Raw genomic sequence first — 17,070 nt, forward strand, 5'->3', positions numbered from 1 at the left:
GCCACAACGCTAGCTGCCTGGAGGCCCGTCCTCCGCCCGCAGGAACGCCTCGAGTTCCGCCGTGGTCGGGTACGAGGCCTGTGCGCCCGCCTTGGTCGCGGCGTACGCCCCGACCCCCACCGCGAACCGTGCGGCGTCGACGAGGGAGTCCCCCGCCGCCAGCCGCAGGGCCACCGAACCCATGAAGGCGTCGCCGCAGCCCGTCGTGTCCACCGGCTCGACCCGGACGGCGTCGATCGACACCGGGTCCGCCTCACCGTCGTGCACGACGCAGCCCGAGCCGCCGCGGGTGACGATCGAGCGCGCGACACCGTGCTCGCCGAGCGACTCGGCCTCGTGCTCGTTGACGAGCAGGACGTCGGTGAGCTCGAGCAGCTCGGCGGGGACGTCCCCGAACGGCGACAGGTTCGTCAGCACCGCGACCCCGGCGGCGTGCGCTGCCCGGGCTGCGGCGAGGACGACGTCGATCGAGACCTCGAGGCACAGGCCGAGCACGCCGGCGTCGTCGAATGCGTCGGCGGGCACGTCGTCCGGCGTCAGCGTGCCGTTGGCGCCGGCGGAGATCACGATGGTGTTCTCCCCCGCGGCGTCGACCGTGATGACGGCGGTGCCGGTGGCCACGCCCTCCCGGACGGCGACGTGCGTCGTGTCCGCACCCGCAGCCGCGACGGAGTCGCGGAGCAGTGCACCGTTCCCGTCGTCGCCGACCGCACCGATCATGCGGACCGTGCCCCCGAGCCTCCCGGCAGCCACCGCCTGGTTGGCGGACTTGCCACCCGGCAGGATCGCCAGGTCGGACCCGTGCAGGGTCTCACCGGGCTTCGGGAACCGCTCGGTCCGGACCACCAGGTCCGCGTTGAGCGATCCGACGATCACGATGGTCTGGGTCAACGGACGGTCTCCTTCTGCGGCGCGACGGACGTGGTCTCGGCGCTCTCCGGGCGGGGGATGAGGAACGAGATCGCGAGCGCGGCGGTCGTGATCACGGCACCGAGCAGCATGCCACCCGAGTACCCGGCGGTGCCCGCGGACCCGCCGACCCCGAGCGCGATCTGCAGCGCCGGCAGGACGGCGAAGCTGACCCCGGCACCGAGGTTGAACGCACCGGCGTTCAGACCGGGCAGGAAGCCGGGGTTCGACTCCGGCGAGAGCACGATGCCCAGGCCGTTCAGGATGATGTTCGCGATGCCGGCGTACGTGATGCCGATCAGGACGGTCGCGGTGACCAGGACCGGCAGCGAGTGCACGCCCACCAGTGCCATCAGGACCGTCGAGACGATGCTGCCGATCAGGCCGAAGCGGAGCACGGCGCGGTAGCCGATGGTCGGCGCGAGGCGTCCGGCGAACGGACCGACGATCCAGCCGACCAGCGCGTACGGGGTGAGGAACACCAGCGAGGCGAGGTCGGGTTCCATGCCGAAGCCGGCGTCGCCGTTCTGCGCGAGCGACGTGACGAGACCGTTGACGACCGCGAAGACGCCCGTCATGGTCAGGAACGTCGTCGCGAGGAGCGCCCACGTGGCACGGCGCTTCAGGAACCGGGTCTCGACGAGCGGCTCCTTCACGCGGGACTCGACCGCCCAGAACACCGCGAAGGCGGCGAGCGCGACGACGACACCGCCGATCACCAGTGCCGGGTTGGCGGCACCGAGCTTGCCGGCCTCGTTGAACGCGGTGAGCAGGGCCCCGACCGAGACGACGAGGGGCACGACACCGATCCAGTCCATCCGGGTACCGGCGGACGGCTTCGACTCCACACCCCACACGGCGACGAGCGCCAGCGCGATGACGGTGACGACGGCGATGACCCAGAAGATCCCGCGGAACCCGAAGTTCGTGGCGATCCAGCCACCGGCCAGGGCATCGACCCCGGCGATGCCGCCGTTCACGGCGGTGAGCAGACCGAGCGCGGCGCCGTAGCGCTTCGGGTCGGCGATCTCGTTGCGCAGGACGAGCAGGCAGATCGGGACGACCGGACCGGTGACACCCTGGATGATCCGGCCGGCGAACAGCATCGGCACGTTCACGGCGAGTGCGGCGACGATGCTGCCGACGAGCATCACGGCGAGCATGCCGATCAGGACGCGCTTGCGGCCGACGATGTCGGACAGGCGCGGCAGGAACAGCGAGAACAGTGCCGCGAGCGTGAAGTACAGGGTCTGCGATAGCCCGATGGTGGCGTCGTCGGTCTTGAGCTCGCGCGCCATCGTGACCAGCGCGGGGCTGAGCATGCTCGCGTTGAGCTGGAACGCGATGCACGCTGCGAGGAGCGCCGCGGTGAGGGCGCCGATCGACTTCTTCGTCGATGTGGTGGTCATGGTGCTCAGATCTCCGAGGTCGTGGTGGTGGTCGTGGCGGCGCGCGGGGTCCAGCCGGTGTCAGGGGTCTCGCCGATGCGCTCGAGGGCGTCGACGACCAGGTCCCAGAACCGTTCGTGGTCGAGCTCCATGGCGGCGCTCGTCCGGCAGTCCTCCGGCGCGGGCGCACGGAAGTCGGCGACGGTCATGCCCAGCGTCAGGGTGCCCTGGGTCTCGATGTGGATCGGGACCTTCACGGCGCGGACGATGGTCGGGTCGATGACGTAGGCGACGGCGCAGGGGTCGTGCACCGGCGGGGCGTCGAAGCCCTGGGCGTCCTTGTAGGTCTGGCCGAAGAAGTCGAGCAGCTCGCCGACGAACGCGGCGGGGGCGGTGCCGACGGCGGCGATGCGTGCGGCGACCTCGGGGGTGGCGAGGGCCTGGTGCGTCAGGTCGAGTCCGACCATGACGACGTCCCAGCCGGCGTCGAAGACGATCGACGCGGCCTCGGGGTCGATGACGATGTTGAACTCGGCGACGGGGCTCCAGTTGCCGACGTGCACGCCGCCGCCCATGAGCACGACCTGCTTGACGCGCTCGACGATGCGGGGTTCCTTGCGGGCCGCGAGGGCGATGTTCGTCAGGCCGCCGGTCGGCACCAGCGTGACGGTGCCGGGCTCGTGCGCCATGACCGTCTCGATGATCAGGTCGACGGCGTGCCGCTGGTCGAGCTCGAACGAGGGCTCGGGCAGCATCGGCCCGTCGAGTCCGCTCTCGCCGTGGATGTCCGGCGCGACCTCGATCTGGCGCAGGAGCGGACGATCGGCGCCCGCGGCGAACGGCACCCCGGTGATGCCGGCGATGCGCGCGACGGCGAGGGCGTTGCGGGTGACCTTCGGCAGCGTCTGGTTGCCGACGACGGTGGTGACGGCCAGGAGCTCGATGTCCGGGTTGCCGTGGGCCAGCAGGATGGCGACGGCGTCGTCGTGGCCGGGGTCGCAGTCGAGGATGATCTTCGCGGGCTGGGTCGCGGCGGTCTGGGTCGCACTGGGCACGCTGGGCGCTCCACTTCTTCGGGGAATCGAGGGGTCTGTGCTCGACACGGTGGGGATCCGCGATTCGACAGAGCGTCGTCACGCAGCGCGTCAAGCGTTTGACATCGAAACACGTCAAGCGTTTGACGTCAAGTCGTCGAGGCGTCCTCGGTAGCATCGACCCGTGCCTTCATCCGTCGCTCCGGGCCGCCGTGTGACCGCTGCCATGGTGGCCGAGCGCGCCGGAACGAGCATCGCCACGGTCTCCCTGGTCGTCAACGGCAAGGACCGCGGCCGGGTCTCCGTCCCCATCGCCACGCGGGTGCGCGACGCCGTCGACGAGCTCGGCTACGTCGTCGACCACGCCGCGAGCTCCCTGGCGCGCGGCAGCGGCGACCTGGTCGTCCTCATCGCCCCCGACCTGTCGAACCCCTTCTTCGCCGAGGTCATCCGCGGCGTGCGCGACACCATCGGCGACCGGTTCCAGCTCGTGCTGTCGGTCACCGAGCGCGGCGCGCAGCCCCTGGCAGCCGACGTCCGCCGCTTCGAACGCCTCCGTCCGGCGGGCATCCTCGTCGACGCCCCGGCCGCGGGCGAGTCGATGTCGGCGAGCGTGCCCGTGGTGCTCCTCGACGCCCCCGGTGGTTCCGAAGCGGTCAACTACGACCTCTCCCTCGGCGTCCACGACCTCGTCGCGCACCTGCACGAACAGGGGCACCGCCGCGTCGGGTACCTCGACGGGACCTCGCGCGCGACGACGTTCGGCGTCCGCCGCGAACTCTTCGAGCAGGAGTGCGCCGCCGCGGGCATCACCGTGTCCGAGGTCACCGCCCGCGCCGACCTCACCGTGGACGCCGCAGCCTCGGCCACCGAGCACGTCATCGAGGCCTGGCAGGACGACGACGTCACCGCGGTCGTCGCGGCAGCGGACACGCTCGCCTACGGTGTCCTGCGCGTCGCCGGTTCGCTCGGCATCGCGGTTCCCGGGGAGCTCGCGGTCGCCGGCTTCGACGACCTGCCGTCGTCCTCGGTCACGGCCCCCGCCCTGACGAGCGTCGCCCTGCCCGGCGCCGACCTCGGGCGCGCTGCCGCGGAACGACTGCTCGCGACGCTCGACGGCACCGCGGCCGAGCCGGTAGCGCTCCCCACCCGCCTGGTCCGGCGCGCGAGCACCGGCGCGTAGCGCCCGGTCGCGCGACCTCACGCGCTCAGCGACACCTCACGCGTGCTGGAACGCGCGAGGTGTCGCTCACCGCAAAACGCTGGCCGCGGCAGTGGACGCGACCGGACGACGGACGGGAGGCGCGGTACCAGCTGGCACCGCGCCTCCCGTCAGCACGCCGTCGTCTCCACAACGCGCCCCGCGATCCGCAGGACGCCGCCGGATTCGGCGGCGTCTCGCTCAGTCGGAGGCGTCCCGGCGGGACGCCGGCGTCTCACTACTCGACGACCCGGACTCCGCCGAAACGGACTCCGCCCGGCTCGCGCGCTGCGCGCGCTCGAGCTCGTCGGCCTCGTCGCCACCGACGGCCTCGCCACGGGCGACCATGCCGGCCGTGTCGGAGAGCGTGATCTGCGGCAGGAACAGTGCGAGCAGGAACGCCACCGCGATGAAGGGCAGCAGGTACCAGAACACGGGCGCCAGCGAGTCGGCGTACGCGTTCACGATGCCGTCCTGCACTGCCTCGGGCAGCTTCGCCACGGTCGCGGGGTCGATGCTGCCCGCCGACGACGCCGCATCGGTCGCCGAACCGCCGGCCCCGGTGAACACGTCGGTGAGCGACGTCGTGAGCCGGGCCGTGAACAGGGCACCGAACACGGCGGTCCCGAGGGAGGCGCCGACCTCGCGGAAGTAGTTGTTCGTCGAGGTCGCGGTGCCCACCTGCTCGGCCGGCACGGCGTTCTGCGCGACCAGGACGACCACCTGCATGATCAGTCCGAGCCCGGCGCCGAAGACGAACAGGTACGCGCAGATCAGCCAGATCGGGGTGGCCGCGGCGAGCTGGGTCATCGCGAGCATCGCGATGGCGACCAGGACCGTGCCGATGATCGGGAACATCCGGTAGCGGCCGGTCTTGGTGATCAGGTTGCCGGACGCGATCGAGGTGCCGATCAGGCCGACCATCATCGGCAGCATCAGCAGACCCGACACCGCGGCCGAGGTGCCTGATGCCATCTGCAGGAACGTCGGGACGAAGCCGATCGCGGCGAACATGCCGATGCCGAGCACCAGGCCGATGCCGGTCGCGAGCAGGAAGGTGCGGTTCTTGAAGAACGACAGCGGCAGGACCGGGTCCTGCGCACGGGACTCGACGAGCACGAGGAGCGCGGCGGAGACGACGAGCCCGGCGAACCACGCCCAGGTCTCGGGGGCGTCCCAGCCGTGGTCCTTGCTGCCGCCGAACTCCGAGAAGAACACCAGGCACGTGGTCGCGGCGGACATGAAGAGCACGCCGAGCACGTCGATGCGCTTCGTCGCCTTCTTGTTCGGCAGGGTCAGCGCGAACCACGCCACGAAGAACGCCGCAATGCCGACCGGGATGTTGATGTAGAACGCCCAGTTCCAGGTGAGGTGGTCGACGAAGAAGCCACCGAGGAGCGGGCCGCCGATCGCGGACAGGCCGAAGATCGCACCGAGCGGGCCGAGGTACTTGCCACGCTGCGAGGCGGGCACGATGTCGGCGATGATCGCCTGCGACAGGATCATCAGGCCGCCGCCGCCGAGCCCCTGCATGGCGCGGAACACGACGAGCTGCGTGAAGTCGCCGGCGAAGGCGCACCCGGCCGACGCGATGGTGAACAAGGCGATCGCGATGAGGAACAGGTTGCGGCGGCCGAGGACGTCACCGAACTTGCCGTAGACGGGCATCACGATGGTCGAGGCGAGCAGGTACCCGGTCGTCAGCCACGCCTGGTGCGCGACGCCGCCGAGTTCGCCGACGATGGTGGGCATCGCCGTCGAGACGATGGTCTGGTCGAGGCTGGAGAGCAGCATCCCCGCGATGAGCGCGGAGAAGATGATCCAGATCCGGCGCTGCGTCAGCAGCAGCGGCCCGTCGGTGCCGGGGCGGGCACGCTTGGTGGTGCCCGGCGCGGTTGCGCTCATGGTGTGGAGTCCTGTCCGGTGGTGATGGCCGCCCTCATCAGGCGGAGGTTCTGGGTGAGCAGCTCGTCGAACGGCGGGCCGGTGGTCTCGTCGAAGGCGTCGTCGAAGTAGGTCTCCGCCGTCACCTTGAGCAGCCCGGCGGCGGCCTCGGTGACGAGGCGCGCACGGCGGTCGGCGGGGTCGTCCCATCCGAACCGCAGCCGCACGGCGTCCGTGATCCGAGCGAGCTGCACATCGGTGGCCGACAGGAACCGCGCGACGAGCGCCGGCTCCCGCTCGAAGACCCGGCGCACCAGGACCTCGTCCGACCGGTCGATGCCGACACGGTGGAACTGGTCGATCGCCAGCGCGACGATCGAGTCGAGCGGGTCGAGTCCGCCGGGGACGATCCCGCCCTCGGCGTACCGGTCGATCGCCTCGACGTCGGCGTGCAGCTCGATGCCGAGCACGGCGTCGTCCTTCGACGCGAAGTGGTTGAAGAACGTGCGCCGTGACACCCCGACGGTCTCGCAGAGCTGCTCGATCGTGAAACCGCTCAACCCGTGCTCGACGGTCGCCCGACGCGCTTCGACGATCATGCGTCGGCGCAGTGCGCGGGTGCGTTCGGTGGTGCTCACCGAGCAAGAATTGCACTATCTCCCTGAGAGTGCAATACGGGCGGGAAGCCTCAGAGCGCCTTCTCGAAGCAGAACGACCACGGCATCGTCGCCGCGTACGGCGCGTAGACCGGGATCGGGCTCCACCCGGTCTTCTCGTACAGGGCGACCGCGTCGGGCTGCTTGTCACCGGTCTGCAGGATCAGCCGTGGCGTGCCGAGCTCGCGGCCGATGCGCTCGCACTCGTCGAGCAGTGCGGTGGCGGCTCCCTTGCCGCGGGCGGACGTCAGCACGATCAGCCGCTTCAGCTCGACCTCGTCACCGAGACGCCGGATCGCGATGTGCCCGACGGCCTCGCCGGACTCGTCGAGGGCGAGGACCGAGGCGACCACGGTCGACGGGTCGACGGACAGCGCGCGGCTCCGCTCGGCCGTGATCGCCGGGTCCTCGTCGCCGTTCGACGAACCGTAGCGTTCGTGCATCTCGTCGTCCATGCGGGCGCGGAGCACCACGGATCGGGGGTCGTCCCAGGACACGCGTTCGATCGTGATCACGGTCGACGATCCTGTCACGGATGCCGGCAGCGGTGCACGCTCACGCGCGCCCACCCAGCGCGGCGATCGCGCCGTCCCCGGACCGCAGCGCGGCGAGCACGGCAGCGGCGTCGTCGTGGACCTCGGCAGCGCCGGCGCCGCGGAGTTCGTCGCCGCCGATGCCGCCGGTCATCACCGCGACGCAGGTCACGCCGACGCGTCCGGCCGATTCGACGTCCCACATCGCGTCGCCGACCATCACGGCAGCGTCCGCACGCACACCGGCCCGGTCGAGCGCCACCTGGATGATCCCGGGGTCCGGCTTCGCCTGTTCGACGTCCTCGGAGCTCGTCACCGCGGTGAGCCACTCCTCGGCGTCGAGCAGTTCGCGCAGCCGCGTCAGTTCGTGCTCCGGAGCACTCGTCGCCAGGACGACGGCGTGCCCGGCCTCAGCGACCGCACGGAGCAGGTCACGGGCGCCCGGCAGCAGCCGCAGCTGGGGCATGTGCTCGGCGAAGTAGGCGGTGTGGAACTGCTTGACGGTGTCGCGCGTCTCGTCGGACGCGTCCGGCAGCAGCGTCTCGAGCAGCTTCGCGGAGTCCATGCCGATCGCGCGGTGGATCCGCCAGGCGTCCACGGACTCACCCGCTGCGCGGGCAGCGCGCCACCAGGCATCGATGTGGGCGTAGTTCGAGTCGACGAGCGTGCCGTCGATGTCGAAGAGGACTGCGGTCGAGGGAGCGTCGGACATCCCTCCATGCTGCCCGGGAGGCGCGGATCGCCTCCCAGGAGCACGGTCGCGTCCGTCAGACGGTGACGTGCTCACCCGCCTGGAGGATCGTGGTCGGCACGCCGCCGAGACCGTCGGTCCCGAGCATGCGGACGTTCATCTGCTGTCCCGCGTCGCTCAGCAGGAGCTCGTGGATCTGGATCGCGCGCTGCGGCGCGACCTCGCGGACGTAGTCGACGGCGGCGGCGGTGTTCGCCCACGGGCCGCTCGTGGGGATGAGCAGCGTGCCGACCGGGACCCCCGGCACGAGATAGGCGTCGCCCGGGTGGAAGACGGTGCCGTTCACGAGGTACCCGACGTTCGCGATCGTCGGGATGTCGCGGTGGATGACGGCGTGCTGCTCGCCGAAGACCTGCACGGAGAACGGCCCGACCTCGAACGCGTCACCGGCACGGACCGCAGCGACGCGGCCGTCGTGGTCACCCAGCTGCTCGACGATCGCCGCCGGCCCGCGGACCACGAGCGACGGGTTCGCGTCGAGCCCGGCACGGACGGCGTCGACGTCGAAGTGGTCGGCGTGCTCGTGGGTGATGAGGACCGCGGCGGCAGCGCCGGCAAGATCAGCAGCCTCGGGCGTGAAGGTACCCGGGTCGATGACGAGGGTGGTGCCGTCCTGCTCGAGGACGACGGTGGCGTGGTTGTACTTCGTCAGCTCCATGCGACAACACTACAACTGTGTTGTACTTCTGGTGGCCGATCCGGGTGAGGGAGCACTCAGTCGACGCGCCGGGCCAACCGTTCGAAGATGCCGGGCAGGCGTTCGAGGGCCGCGCGTTCCTCGTCGTCGAGTTCCTCGCGGATCGCCGTCGCCAACCAGTCGGCCCGCGCCGTCATGTCCCGGCGGAGGACCTCGCTGCCGGTGTCGGAGATGCGGATGACCGACACGCGGCGGTCGGTGTCCGACGTCGTCCGCTCGACGTACCCGAGGTCGGCGAGCTCCCCGACCGTGCGCGACTGCCCCTGGTGCTTCACCGCCCGGCGACGTGCCAGCTCGGCGATCGGCATCGGCCCCTCGCGCTCGAGGAACCCGAGGGTCGTCGCGTGGGCGGTCGGCAGCGAGTCCGCCTCCCGTCTCGCAGCGCGCACGACGCGACCGATCGCGTGCCGGAGCTCCACGGCGAGTTCGTCGGTCCGGTCCATGCCCGGAACGCTACCGCGTGGCCGCACAGCGGACCTCCGGTTGGATCGGAGGATGGTCCGCGTCTCCGTCGTCATCCCCGTGCGCGACGACGCTGCGCACCTGCGACGCTGCCTCGACGCCCTCGCAGGCCAGACGCTGCTCGCCGACGAGGTCGTCGTGGTCGACAACGGCAGCCGGGACGCCAGTGCCGAGGTCGCCCAGGCAGCGGGGGCGATCGTGCTCACCGAACGCATCCGTGGCATCGCCCGAGCCTCGGCGCGCGGCTACGACCGGGCCTCCGGAGACGTCCTCGTCCGGCTCGACGCCGACTCCGTCCCGCCGCCGGGGTGGATCGCCGACGCGGTGCGGCTGTTGGCCGATCCGTCGGTCGTCGCGGTGACCGGGCCCGGATGCCCGCACGACGGCGGACCGCTGATCGGCCGACTGTGGGACGCCGTCTACATGCGGCCGTACTTCGCGCTCATGTGGGCCGCGCTCGGCCGCCCACCGCTGTTCGGTTCCGCGATGGCGATGCGGCGGTGGACCTGGGACGCGGTCCGCAGCCGAGCGCACCGCGAGGACCCCGAGGTGCACGACGACGTCGACCTGAGCATGCAGCTCGACCCGGCCTGGCGGGTGGTGGCCGACCCCGTGCTCACGGTGCAGGTGTCCGCGCGACCGTTGTCGGGCCTCCCGTCCGCACTGTTGCGGACGCGACGCGCCTTCCACACGTTCCGCGTGAACGGCCGGCGGGCGAACCCGGTGCGTCGGTGGGCGCGGCGGGTGCGCGCCGGGTTGCGGGTGCGGCGCGGGTGGCGCACCCGCTGACGGGGTCACGGAACGGTGACGCTTGCGGACGCCGTCAGCGCGTCCGCCTACGTTCTATTGTGCGGGCACGTCCGCACGACGAACGAGGGGGAACGATGCGGCGATCAGCGCGCACGACGACATCCGGGATCACGGCGACGCTGACGGCGGCACTGGCGGTCGGACTCGCCCTGACGGGCTGCGCCCAGAGCGCACCAGCGGGGCCGGGTACGCCGTCCGCGACGACGGCGGAGAGCACCGGCACACCGAGCGCCAGCCCGAGCAGCACTCCGGAGCCGACATCGACGATCACGCAGGTCCCCGGGGTCGACTACGACGGCGGCACGGTGCCGACGAGCTGCACCGATCTCATCACCGCCGGCAAGTGGGACGACGCGTTCGCCTCCGCTCCGCTGAACGACCCCTCGGTCGTCGGCGACCCGGTCGCGATCCCGAAGAGCGCCTTCACCCCCGTCCTGCAGGCCGACGGCAAGCGTCTGTACTGCGTGTGGCGGGAACCGCAGGCCGACATCTCCTACCTGTCGATCGCGGTCGACGTCGTGGACTCGGCAACCGCGAGCGCAGCGCTGCAGAAGCTGCCGGACGACGGCTACGACTGCGGCAACGAGGCCGGTGGCTACCAGTGCCAGAAGGTGTCGAAGAACGAGCAGTACCCCGTCACCGACGGGGACACCTACTTCACGCGTGGTGACATCGGCATCCACATCCAGCAGTCGAACATCGAGACCTCGGGTCTCCTCGACGACGTCATGGACCACGTCTTCACGGCGTAGATCGAGCGGGCCCGCGGGCCAGCGGGTCAGCGCGTCGGTCGCGACCGCACGTGCGCCCGCTCCCCCTGCGGCCCGTACAGGCACAGCACCTCGGTCACCGAATCGGTGACGTTGCCCATCCAGTGCGGGGTGTGGGTGTCGAACTCGGCGACCTCCCCCGGCCCGAGGTCGAGGTCGTGTTCGCCGAGCACCAGGCGCAGGCGGCCGGACAGCACGTAGAGCCACTCGTACCCCTCGTGCGTCTTGAGCGACGGTTCACCGCCCGGTGTGTTCGGCGGGAACAGCTGCTTGAACGACCGCACGCCGCCGGTTCGCTTAGTCAGCGGCACGACGACCCGGCCGCCGTGCACCTCGGGTTTCATGTGCACCCGGGGGTCGCCGGTCTGGGGCGCTCCGACCAGGTCGTCGAGCGGCACCTGGTACGCCCGCGCCAGTGGGAGCAGCAGCTCGAGCGTCGGCTTGCGCTGCCCTGACTCGAGCCGCGAGAGCGTGCTCACCGACACCCCGGTCTCTTCCGACAGGGCGGCGAGCGTGACGTCCCGGTGGGCACGGAGCGCGCGCAACCGCGGCCCCACCCCGTCGACGACCTGGGCGGTCGTGCGGGGGGCGACTGGTTCCTGCGGGCCGTGGGACATGCTGTCCAGTTTGCCACATCAGCAAGGTTTTTTGCTGTCCGCGACCCATCGGCCGCATGCTCCTTGCATGCGTGATCACTACGACGTCATCGTCATCGGCGGAGCAGCCGCCGGCCTCTCCGCCGCCCTCGCCCTCGGGCGCTCCCGCCGCTCCGTCCTCGTCGTCGACGCGGGCGAGCCCCGCAACGCGCCGTCGGCCGGCGCCCACAACTACCTCGGGCGCGAGGGCGTCGCCCCCGCCGAGCTGTCCGCGATCGGTCGCGGCGAGGTCGCCGCCTACGGAGTCGAGGTGACGGCCGGGAGGATCGTGGCCGCGTCCGCCACGACGGGTGACGGCACCGACCCGGTCGGCTTCTCGGTCACGTTGGACCCCGGCACGGTCGTCACCGCCCGCAGGCTCGTCGTCGCCTCCGGCGCCGTGGACGTCCTGCCGCAGGTACCCGGCCTGGCCGAGCAGTGGGGGCGCGGGGTCGTGCACTGCCCGTTCTGCCACGGGTGGGAGATCCGCGACCAGCGCATCGGCGTGCTCGTGACGACACCGAACGGCGTGCACCACGCGCTGATGTTCCGGGCGTTGAGCGAGCACGTGACGGCGTTCGTCACCGATCCGGCACTCGTCGACGACACCGCCCTGGCCGGTTTGCGGGCCCGCGGGATCGAGGTCGTGGACGACACGGTCACGCAGGTCCTGTCGTCAGAGGGCACGCTGACCGGGGTCACGCTCGGCTCCGGCGAGGTCGTCGAACTCGACGCCCTGGCCGCGGCGAGCACCGCTGAGGCGAGCGTGGACTTCCTGTCCGGGCTCGGCCTGGTCGCCACCGACCAGTTCATGGGTGACTTCCGGTACGCGAGCGCGCTGACGGTCGACCCGGCCGGGCAGACCTCGGTGCGCGGTGTGTACGCGGCCGGCAACGTGGCTGCCCCGATGGCGACGGTCATCGCGTCCGCTGCCGCCGGGGTCCAGGCCGGGGCTGCGGCCCACGGCGACCTGGTGCAGGCCGACCTCGCGGCAGCGCTGGCCGCCGCGGCGGGCTCCGGGCGAGTCTCGGCCTGAGCGACAGTCCTCGCGCTCGGAGCCGCGAGGAGTGTCGTCCACCCCGAGACTCGGGGCAGACGTCAGTCGACGCGGTAGCCCGCCTGCGCCGCCAGCAGCGGGGCGAGCGTGTACAGCTGGTCGGCGCCGATCGTCGCACCGCGGAACCCCTCGAGGCGCTCGACCCGGTCGAGGTCCGCACCCCGCAGGTCCACGTGGTCGATCCGGGTGTTGGACCCCTCGGCGTCGCGGATGCTGCTGCCCTCGAACGACACCCGGAGCAGCTTGGCGTCCGCGATGTCGAGTTCGTCGATGACGCAGTCGCGGAACACCACATCGGTGAGCGTCGATCCGCGCAGGTTCACGAACCCGAACTTCATCCCGACGAACTCGACGCCGTTCAACCCTGAGTCGTACAGCTCGCCCGAACCGATGCGACCGCCGGACACCCGGACCTCACGCCACGAACTGCTCGACGCCCGCAGCACCGGAGCGTCGAGCGTGTCGATGATCGAGTCGTGCACCCGCAGGCCACGGAAGTCGGCGCCGTCGCCCCGGAGCGTGTCGATGACGCACTCCTCGATCTCGAGGTCGGGCAGGCGCTCACCGGCCAGGTCGAGCACGCCGATGCGCTTCCCCTCGATGCGGTCGCCGGTCAGGACGTCGCCGGGTCCGGGGACCCAGTCCTGCAGGTCGACGGGCTCGGTCAGGGTGATGCGCGGGGCTTCGGTGCCGGAGGAACGTGCCATGGACTCAGTCTGGCGCGTGCCGGTGACGTCGTGGTCACGCCGGCAACCGGGTCAGCACGCTGTCGAGCCGGTAGTCCTTCGCCGGGCCCCGGGCTTCCCAGCGCACGGTCCACCGCTGCTCGTCGCCGTCCAGTGCCCCGGTGTAGTCGTCCGGAGCACAGGCGTGGGCGACGCTCGTGCCCCACACCCAGTCGTGGAACACCCGGCCGTCAGCGAAGTGCACGGTCCACGCGTGGTCATCGTCCCGCCGGACGGTCAGCGTCCGGGACACCGGGGTGGTCCGGCCGCCGAAGGTCATCACGCCCGCTTCGTCCCAGCGCACCTCGTCCGTGCCGACCGCGGTCAGCGTCGTGGTGCCGGTGACGATGCCCTGCACGCCGGCACGCCGGTCGTCCAGGGTCCGGCGGAGCACCCACTCCCCCAGCAGGTCCGTCGGCAACAGCACCGCCCCAGGCTAACCGCGCAGGGCCTCGGCTCGCGCTGCCCGGTGCTCCTCGTCGGAGATCACACCGCGAGCGTGCAGGTCGTCGAGTTCCGCCAACCGCTGCTCGCGGAGCGTCCGGGGCGCACCGTTCGAGCGACGGCTCCGGACGACCGCGATCCACACGGTGACGACGACGGCGACCACGATGAGCCCCATCGCCACGCTCCACACGATGTCGTACAGCGGCGGGATGAGCGGGTTGTGCAGCTCCTCGGAGGCGATCATCCGCGCAGGGCCTCGGCTCGGGCCGCCCGGTGCTCCTCGTCGGAGATCACACCGCGAGCGTGCAGGTCGTCGAGTTCGGCGAGCCGCTGTTCGAGCGGCTTCTCGGGCGCGAGCGTCCGGCTCTGCATCGCCTGGTACGCGATGTCCTCCTGCATGGTGAGCGGGTTCTGACCGCGGTCGGCCATCCGCTTGCCCCGGTAGAGCGTCAGGACGACGATCGTCAGGGTGGTGAGGATCGTCAGGGCTGCGACGACCCCGAACGCGATGCCGAACCAACCGCCGAACAGGTCGGGCATCCCCGAGCCGCCCGGTCCCTCGAGTTCACCGAACGCCGACCAACTGAGCACCATCGCGCTCCCCCTTCTCACAACGACGAGCGAATCGTAGCGCGACCCGAGCGCCCGTTCCTTCCCAGGACACCCGCGATGGGAATCGGTATCGGGCGTACCTGGTCGAAACTTCCGACCAGGTACGCCCGAAAGCACCCGGTACGCCCCGGCAGCCCCCGCCCAGCCCAGCCCAGCCCAGCCCAGCTACCCCCGCAGCGGATCCGACGCGGCCACGTGCGCACCGTCCGCGAACCCGGCCACGAGCGCACGCAACGCGTCTTCGGAGGTGTGCCGGGCCTCCCATCCGAGCACCGACCGGGCACGGTCGGTCCGCATGATCGGCACGCCGGCCGCGATGTCGATCCAGCCGGCGTCCGTCGGCTGCAACCGCAGCCGCCACGTCAGCGTCACGATCCCGCGCAGCAGTCCGAGCGGGATCCGCACGGCACCGAGCATGCCGAAGGCCCGGGCCAACCGCGGCGGGTTGAGCACGGGCGACGCAGCGATGTTGAACGCTCCGCCGGCCCGCTGATCGACGGTCCGCCAGTAGGCGTCGGCGACGTCGTCGGCGTGCACCGCCTGGAACACGAACGGGTACGGCAGGGGCAGCACGAGCCACCGGATCCACCGCACGATCGACATCGGCACGAGGCGTCCGAGGAACAGCCCGCGGATCTCGGCGGCGGCGTCCCGCTGGAAGATCAGCCCCGGGCGCAGCCGCGTGACGACCACGGACGGATGGTCTGCCTCGAACGCGTCCATCGCCGCTTCGTTCGCGGCCTTGTGGATCGAGTACGTCGCGGTGGGGATGCCGTCGGTCGGCCAGCTCTCGTCGACCGGGGTCCGCTTGCCCGCGGCGTCGACGCCTCGGTAGGTCCCGACCGACGACGCGACGACGACCTGTGGCACCCCTGCTCGCGCCACGGCCGACAGAACGTTCGCGGTGCCTGTGACGTTCGTCCGGTGCTGCATCGGGATGTCGTGCGTCGGCTGCAGCGCCCAGGCCAGGTGGATCACGGCGTCGGCACCGGTGAAGACCGCGGTGAGCTGGCCGACAGCGTCGGACGCGCCGATGTCCACGGCGTGCCAGACCGCGGAACCGTACGGCTCCGCGTGCACGTCCGGCAGCCGCCGCGCGACCCCGACGATCTCGACGCTGCCGCCGCGCCCGTCGCTGTCGGAGGCACCGGGCGAAGCCTCGTCCGCCCGCGCGGCGACCCGCGCCTCCGCGAGCCGACGGAGCACCGCCGTCCCGACGTTGCCGGTCCCGCCGACGACGACGATCCGCATCAGGCGGCGGCCAGGGCGGGGTCGAGCACGACCTTCACGCAGCCGTCCTGCTTCTTCTGGAACACCTCGTACATGTGCGGGGCGTCCTCGAGCGACACCCGGTGCGTGGTCAGGTCGAGCGTGCCGAGCGGGTCCGACGGGTCCTGCACGAGCGGCATGATGTCGTCGATCCAGTGCTTCACGTTGCACTGCCCCTCGCGGATGGTGATCTGCTTGTCGAAGAGCGTCATCATCGGCATCGGGTCGGCCATGCCGCCGTAGACGCCGCTCAGGGACACGGTGCCGCCGCGACGGACCAGGTCGATCGCGGCGTGCACGGCTGCGAGCCGGTCGATGCCGGCCACCTCGATCGCCTTCTGCGCCAGCGCATCGGGCAGCAGCCCGGCCGCACGCTGCGCGAAGCCGGCGACGGGGTTGCCGTGCGCCTCCATGCCGACGGCGTCGACGACACCGTCCGGGCCGCGGCCGTCGGTCAGGTCGACGAGCTCCGGCACGGTGTCCTTGGTCAGGTCGAACACCTCGGCGCCGTGCTTCGCGCCGAGGTCGCGGCGGACCTGTTCGGGGTCGACGGCGAGCACGCGGTAGCCCAGGTGCTTGCCGATGCGGGCGGCGAACTGGCCGACGGGGCCGAGTCCGAGCACCGCGAGCGTGCCACCCTCCGGCACGTTCGCGTACTGCACGGCCTGCCACGCGGTGGGCAGGATGTCGCTGAGGAACAGCCAGCGGTCGTCGGGCGTGCCGTCGTCCGGGATCACGATGGGGCCGTAGTCCGCGTGCGGGACCCGGAGGTACTCGGCCTGGCCGCCGGGGACCTGGCCGTACATCTTCGTGTAGCCGAAGAGCGCCGCTCCCGAGCCGTACTCGGTGACCTGGGTGGTCTCGCACTGCGACTGCAGGCCGTTCTTGCACATCCAGCAGTGACCGCACGAGATGTTGAAGGGGACGACGACCCGGTCGCCGACCTTCAGGTTCGTGACGGCGCTGCCGACCGCCTCGACGATGCCCATGGGTTCGTGGCCGAGGACGTCGCCCTTGTCGATGTACGGGCCGAGGACCCGGTACAGGTGCAGGTCGGAGCCGCAGATCGCCGTGGACGTGATCCGCACGATCGCGTCGGTCGGTTCCTGGATGGTCGGGTCGGGGACGGTCTCGACGGACACCTTCTCGGTGCCCTGCCAGGTCAGTGCGCGCACGTCGCGTTCCTCTCGTGGTCGCTTCGGGCCGGCCGGGAGGCGCGGCTCGCTTCTC

20 protein-coding genes are annotated in these 17,070 nt (G+C 71.4%); 4 read left to right on the plus strand and 16 right to left on the minus strand.

Features of this window, described 5'->3' with window-relative positions; all coding sequences use genetic code 11:
• Positions 1 to 9: 9 nt before the first annotated feature.
• Genes EDF48_RS18345 through EDF48_RS18355 form a run of 3 tightly spaced genes read right to left on the minus strand, consistent with a single transcriptional unit; the run spans position 10 to position 3,352 of the window.
• Entirely contained in the window at positions 10 to 891 is an 882-nt protein-coding gene (locus tag EDF48_RS18345) for a ribokinase (protein WP_131881856.1), read from the minus strand.
• Positions 888 to 2,318 (minus strand): MFS transporter, encoded by a 1,431-nt coding sequence (locus tag EDF48_RS18350; protein ID WP_123294886.1) that lies wholly within the window; start codon positions 2,316 to 2,318, stop codon positions 888 to 890. The genes EDF48_RS18345 and EDF48_RS18350 overlap by 4 nt, the downstream gene beginning before the upstream one ends.
• A 5-nt stretch (positions 2,319 to 2,323) precedes the next feature.
• Entirely contained in the window at positions 2,324 to 3,352 is a 1,029-nt protein-coding gene (locus EDF48_RS18355) for a nucleoside hydrolase (RefSeq protein WP_131881858.1), read from the minus strand.
• 163 nt (positions 3,353 to 3,515) lie between these two features.
• On the opposite strand from EDF48_RS18355, the gene EDF48_RS18360 reads away from it, so the two are divergent.
• Entirely contained in the window at positions 3,516 to 4,514 is a 999-nt protein-coding gene (locus EDF48_RS18360; RefSeq protein WP_243698151.1) for a LacI family DNA-binding transcriptional regulator, read from the plus strand.
• Between the two features lie 219 nt (positions 4,515 to 4,733).
• Here EDF48_RS18360 and EDF48_RS18365 read toward each other — a convergent pair whose 3' ends face one another.
• From EDF48_RS18365 to EDF48_RS18390, 6 genes are read right to left on the minus strand one after another with little or no spacing between them, the layout of a single operon-like run.
• Complete coding sequence (locus tag EDF48_RS18365; protein WP_131881860.1) at positions 4,734 to 6,437, minus strand: MDR family MFS transporter; 1,704 nt, start codon at positions 6,435 to 6,437, stop codon at positions 4,734 to 4,736.
• A complete protein-coding gene (locus EDF48_RS18370; RefSeq protein WP_243698152.1) occupies positions 6,434 to 7,054 on the minus strand; it encodes a TetR/AcrR family transcriptional regulator in 621 nt (206 codons plus the stop codon). The genes EDF48_RS18365 and EDF48_RS18370 overlap by 4 nt, the downstream gene beginning before the upstream one ends.
• A 50-nt stretch (positions 7,055 to 7,104) precedes the next feature.
• Positions 7,105 to 7,587: a GNAT family N-acetyltransferase gene (locus EDF48_RS18375; protein WP_243698153.1), complete on the minus strand. Its 483-nt coding sequence runs from the start codon at positions 7,585 to 7,587 to the stop codon at positions 7,105 to 7,107.
• 40 nt (positions 7,588 to 7,627) lie between these two features.
• On the minus strand, positions 7,628 to 8,317 hold the full coding sequence (locus tag EDF48_RS18380; RefSeq protein WP_131881863.1) for an HAD family hydrolase: 690 nt from the start codon (positions 8,315 to 8,317) through the stop codon (positions 7,628 to 7,630).
• A 55-nt stretch (positions 8,318 to 8,372) separates the two neighbouring features.
• The gene (locus tag EDF48_RS18385; RefSeq protein ID WP_131881864.1) at positions 8,373 to 9,014 is read right to left on the minus strand and encodes an MBL fold metallo-hydrolase; all 642 of its coding nucleotides are present in this window, start codon (positions 9,012 to 9,014) and stop codon (positions 8,373 to 8,375) included.
• A 56-nt stretch (positions 9,015 to 9,070) separates the two neighbouring features.
• A complete protein-coding gene (locus EDF48_RS18390) occupies positions 9,071 to 9,496 on the minus strand; it encodes a MarR family winged helix-turn-helix transcriptional regulator (RefSeq protein WP_131881866.1) in 426 nt (141 codons plus the stop codon).
• A gap of 52 nt (positions 9,497 to 9,548) precedes the next feature.
• Here EDF48_RS18390 and EDF48_RS18395 point away from each other — a divergent pair, with 52 nt between their 5' ends.
• Together EDF48_RS18395 and EDF48_RS18400 are read left to right on the plus strand one after the other, a co-directional pair.
• Positions 9,549 to 10,304, plus strand: coding sequence for a glycosyltransferase family 2 protein (locus EDF48_RS18395; protein WP_131881868.1), 756 nt, complete (start codon positions 9,549 to 9,551; stop codon positions 10,302 to 10,304).
• Positions 10,305 to 10,399: 95 nt separating this feature from the next.
• Entirely contained in the window at positions 10,400 to 11,077 is a 678-nt protein-coding gene (locus EDF48_RS18400) for a hypothetical protein (RefSeq protein ID WP_131881870.1), read from the plus strand.
• A gap of 26 nt (positions 11,078 to 11,103) precedes the next feature.
• Here the strand turns inward: EDF48_RS18400 and EDF48_RS18405 are convergent, their stop codons facing one another.
• Positions 11,104 to 11,712, minus strand: coding sequence for an XRE family transcriptional regulator (locus tag EDF48_RS18405; protein ID WP_123339097.1), 609 nt, complete (start codon positions 11,710 to 11,712; stop codon positions 11,104 to 11,106).
• Positions 11,713 to 11,779: 67 nt separating this feature from the next.
• Between EDF48_RS18405 and EDF48_RS18410 the strand changes: the two genes are divergently transcribed.
• Positions 11,780 to 12,766 carry an NAD(P)/FAD-dependent oxidoreductase gene (locus EDF48_RS18410; RefSeq protein WP_131881872.1) on the plus strand — a complete coding sequence of 329 codons (987 nt, stop codon included), beginning with the start codon at positions 11,780 to 11,782 and terminating at the stop codon, positions 12,764 to 12,766.
• A gap of 62 nt (positions 12,767 to 12,828) precedes the next feature.
• On the opposite strand, the gene EDF48_RS18415 is transcribed toward EDF48_RS18410, so the two are convergent.
• From EDF48_RS18415 to EDF48_RS18440, 6 genes are all read right to left on the minus strand, one after another.
• Positions 12,829 to 13,494, minus strand: a complete 666-nt coding sequence (locus EDF48_RS18415; RefSeq protein WP_123937311.1) for a pentapeptide repeat-containing protein — start codon at positions 13,492 to 13,494, stop codon at positions 12,829 to 12,831.
• Positions 13,495 to 13,528: 34 nt separating this feature from the next.
• Complete coding sequence (locus EDF48_RS18420) at positions 13,529 to 13,939, minus strand: DUF6314 family protein (RefSeq protein WP_123937310.1); 411 nt, start codon at positions 13,937 to 13,939, stop codon at positions 13,529 to 13,531.
• Between the two features lie 9 nt (positions 13,940 to 13,948).
• Positions 13,949 to 14,203 carry a c-type cytochrome biogenesis protein CcmI gene (ccmI, locus tag EDF48_RS18425; RefSeq protein WP_123294874.1) on the minus strand — a complete coding sequence of 85 codons (255 nt, stop codon included), beginning with the start codon at positions 14,201 to 14,203 and terminating at the stop codon, positions 13,949 to 13,951.
• The gene (locus tag EDF48_RS18430; protein ID WP_123294873.1) at positions 14,200 to 14,553 is read right to left on the minus strand and encodes an SHOCT domain-containing protein; all 354 of its coding nucleotides are present in this window, start codon (positions 14,551 to 14,553) and stop codon (positions 14,200 to 14,202) included. Before EDF48_RS18430 ends, ccmI begins: the two co-directional genes overlap by 4 nt.
• A gap of 183 nt (positions 14,554 to 14,736) precedes the next feature.
• Positions 14,737 to 15,822 carry an NAD-dependent epimerase/dehydratase family protein gene (locus EDF48_RS18435; protein WP_131881874.1) on the minus strand — a complete coding sequence of 362 codons (1,086 nt, stop codon included), beginning with the start codon at positions 15,820 to 15,822 and terminating at the stop codon, positions 14,737 to 14,739.
• Positions 15,822 to 17,015, minus strand: a complete 1,194-nt coding sequence (locus EDF48_RS18440; RefSeq protein ID WP_131881876.1) for a zinc-dependent alcohol dehydrogenase — start codon at positions 17,013 to 17,015, stop codon at positions 15,822 to 15,824. The genes EDF48_RS18435 and EDF48_RS18440 overlap by 1 nt, the downstream gene beginning before the upstream one ends.
• Between the last annotated feature and the right edge of the window lie 55 nt (positions 17,016 to 17,070).

Origin of the sequence: Curtobacterium sp. PhB191, assembly GCF_004346515.1 — a bacterium.
Taxonomy (GTDB): Bacteria; Actinomycetota; Actinomycetes; order Actinomycetales; family Microbacteriaceae; genus Curtobacterium.

Bases quoted from the DNA above. Each gene is read 5' to 3' on its own strand.
- EDF48_RS18350 (WP_123294886.1), bottom strand. From the start codon at position 2,318: ATGACCACCACATCGACGAAGAAGTCGATCGGCGCCCTCACCGCGGCG.
- EDF48_RS18365 (WP_131881860.1), bottom strand. From the start codon at position 6,437: ATGAGCGCAACCGCGCCGGGCACCACCAAGCGTGCCCGCCCCGGCACC.
- EDF48_RS18380 (WP_131881863.1), bottom strand. From the start codon at position 8,317: ATGTCCGACGCTCCCTCGACCGCAGTCCTCTTCGACATCGACGGCACG.
- EDF48_RS18385 (WP_131881864.1), bottom strand. From the start codon at position 9,014: ATGGAGCTGACGAAGTACAACCACGCCACCGTCGTCCTCGAGCAGGAC.
- EDF48_RS18390 (WP_131881866.1), bottom strand. From the start codon at position 9,496: ATGGACCGGACCGACGAACTCGCCGTGGAGCTCCGGCACGCGATCGGT.
- EDF48_RS18395 (WP_131881868.1), top strand. From the start codon at position 9,549: ATGGTCCGCGTCTCCGTCGTCATCCCCGTGCGCGACGACGCTGCGCAC.
- EDF48_RS18400 (WP_131881870.1), top strand. From the start codon at position 10,400: ATGCGGCGATCAGCGCGCACGACGACATCCGGGATCACGGCGACGCTG.
- EDF48_RS18405 (WP_123339097.1), bottom strand. From the start codon at position 11,712: ATGTCCCACGGCCCGCAGGAACCAGTCGCCCCCCGCACGACCGCCCAG.
- EDF48_RS18410 (WP_131881872.1), top strand. From the start codon at position 11,780: ATGCGTGATCACTACGACGTCATCGTCATCGGCGGAGCAGCCGCCGGC.
- EDF48_RS18415 (WP_123937311.1), bottom strand. From the start codon at position 13,494: ATGGCACGTTCCTCCGGCACCGAAGCCCCGCGCATCACCCTGACCGAG.
- ccmI (WP_123294874.1), bottom strand. From the start codon at position 14,203: ATGATCGCCTCCGAGGAGCTGCACAACCCGCTCATCCCGCCGCTGTAC.
- EDF48_RS18430 (WP_123294873.1), bottom strand. From the start codon at position 14,553: ATGGTGCTCAGTTGGTCGGCGTTCGGTGAACTCGAGGGACCGGGCGGC.
- EDF48_RS18435 (WP_131881874.1), bottom strand. From the start codon at position 15,822: ATGCGGATCGTCGTCGTCGGCGGGACCGGCAACGTCGGGACGGCGGTG.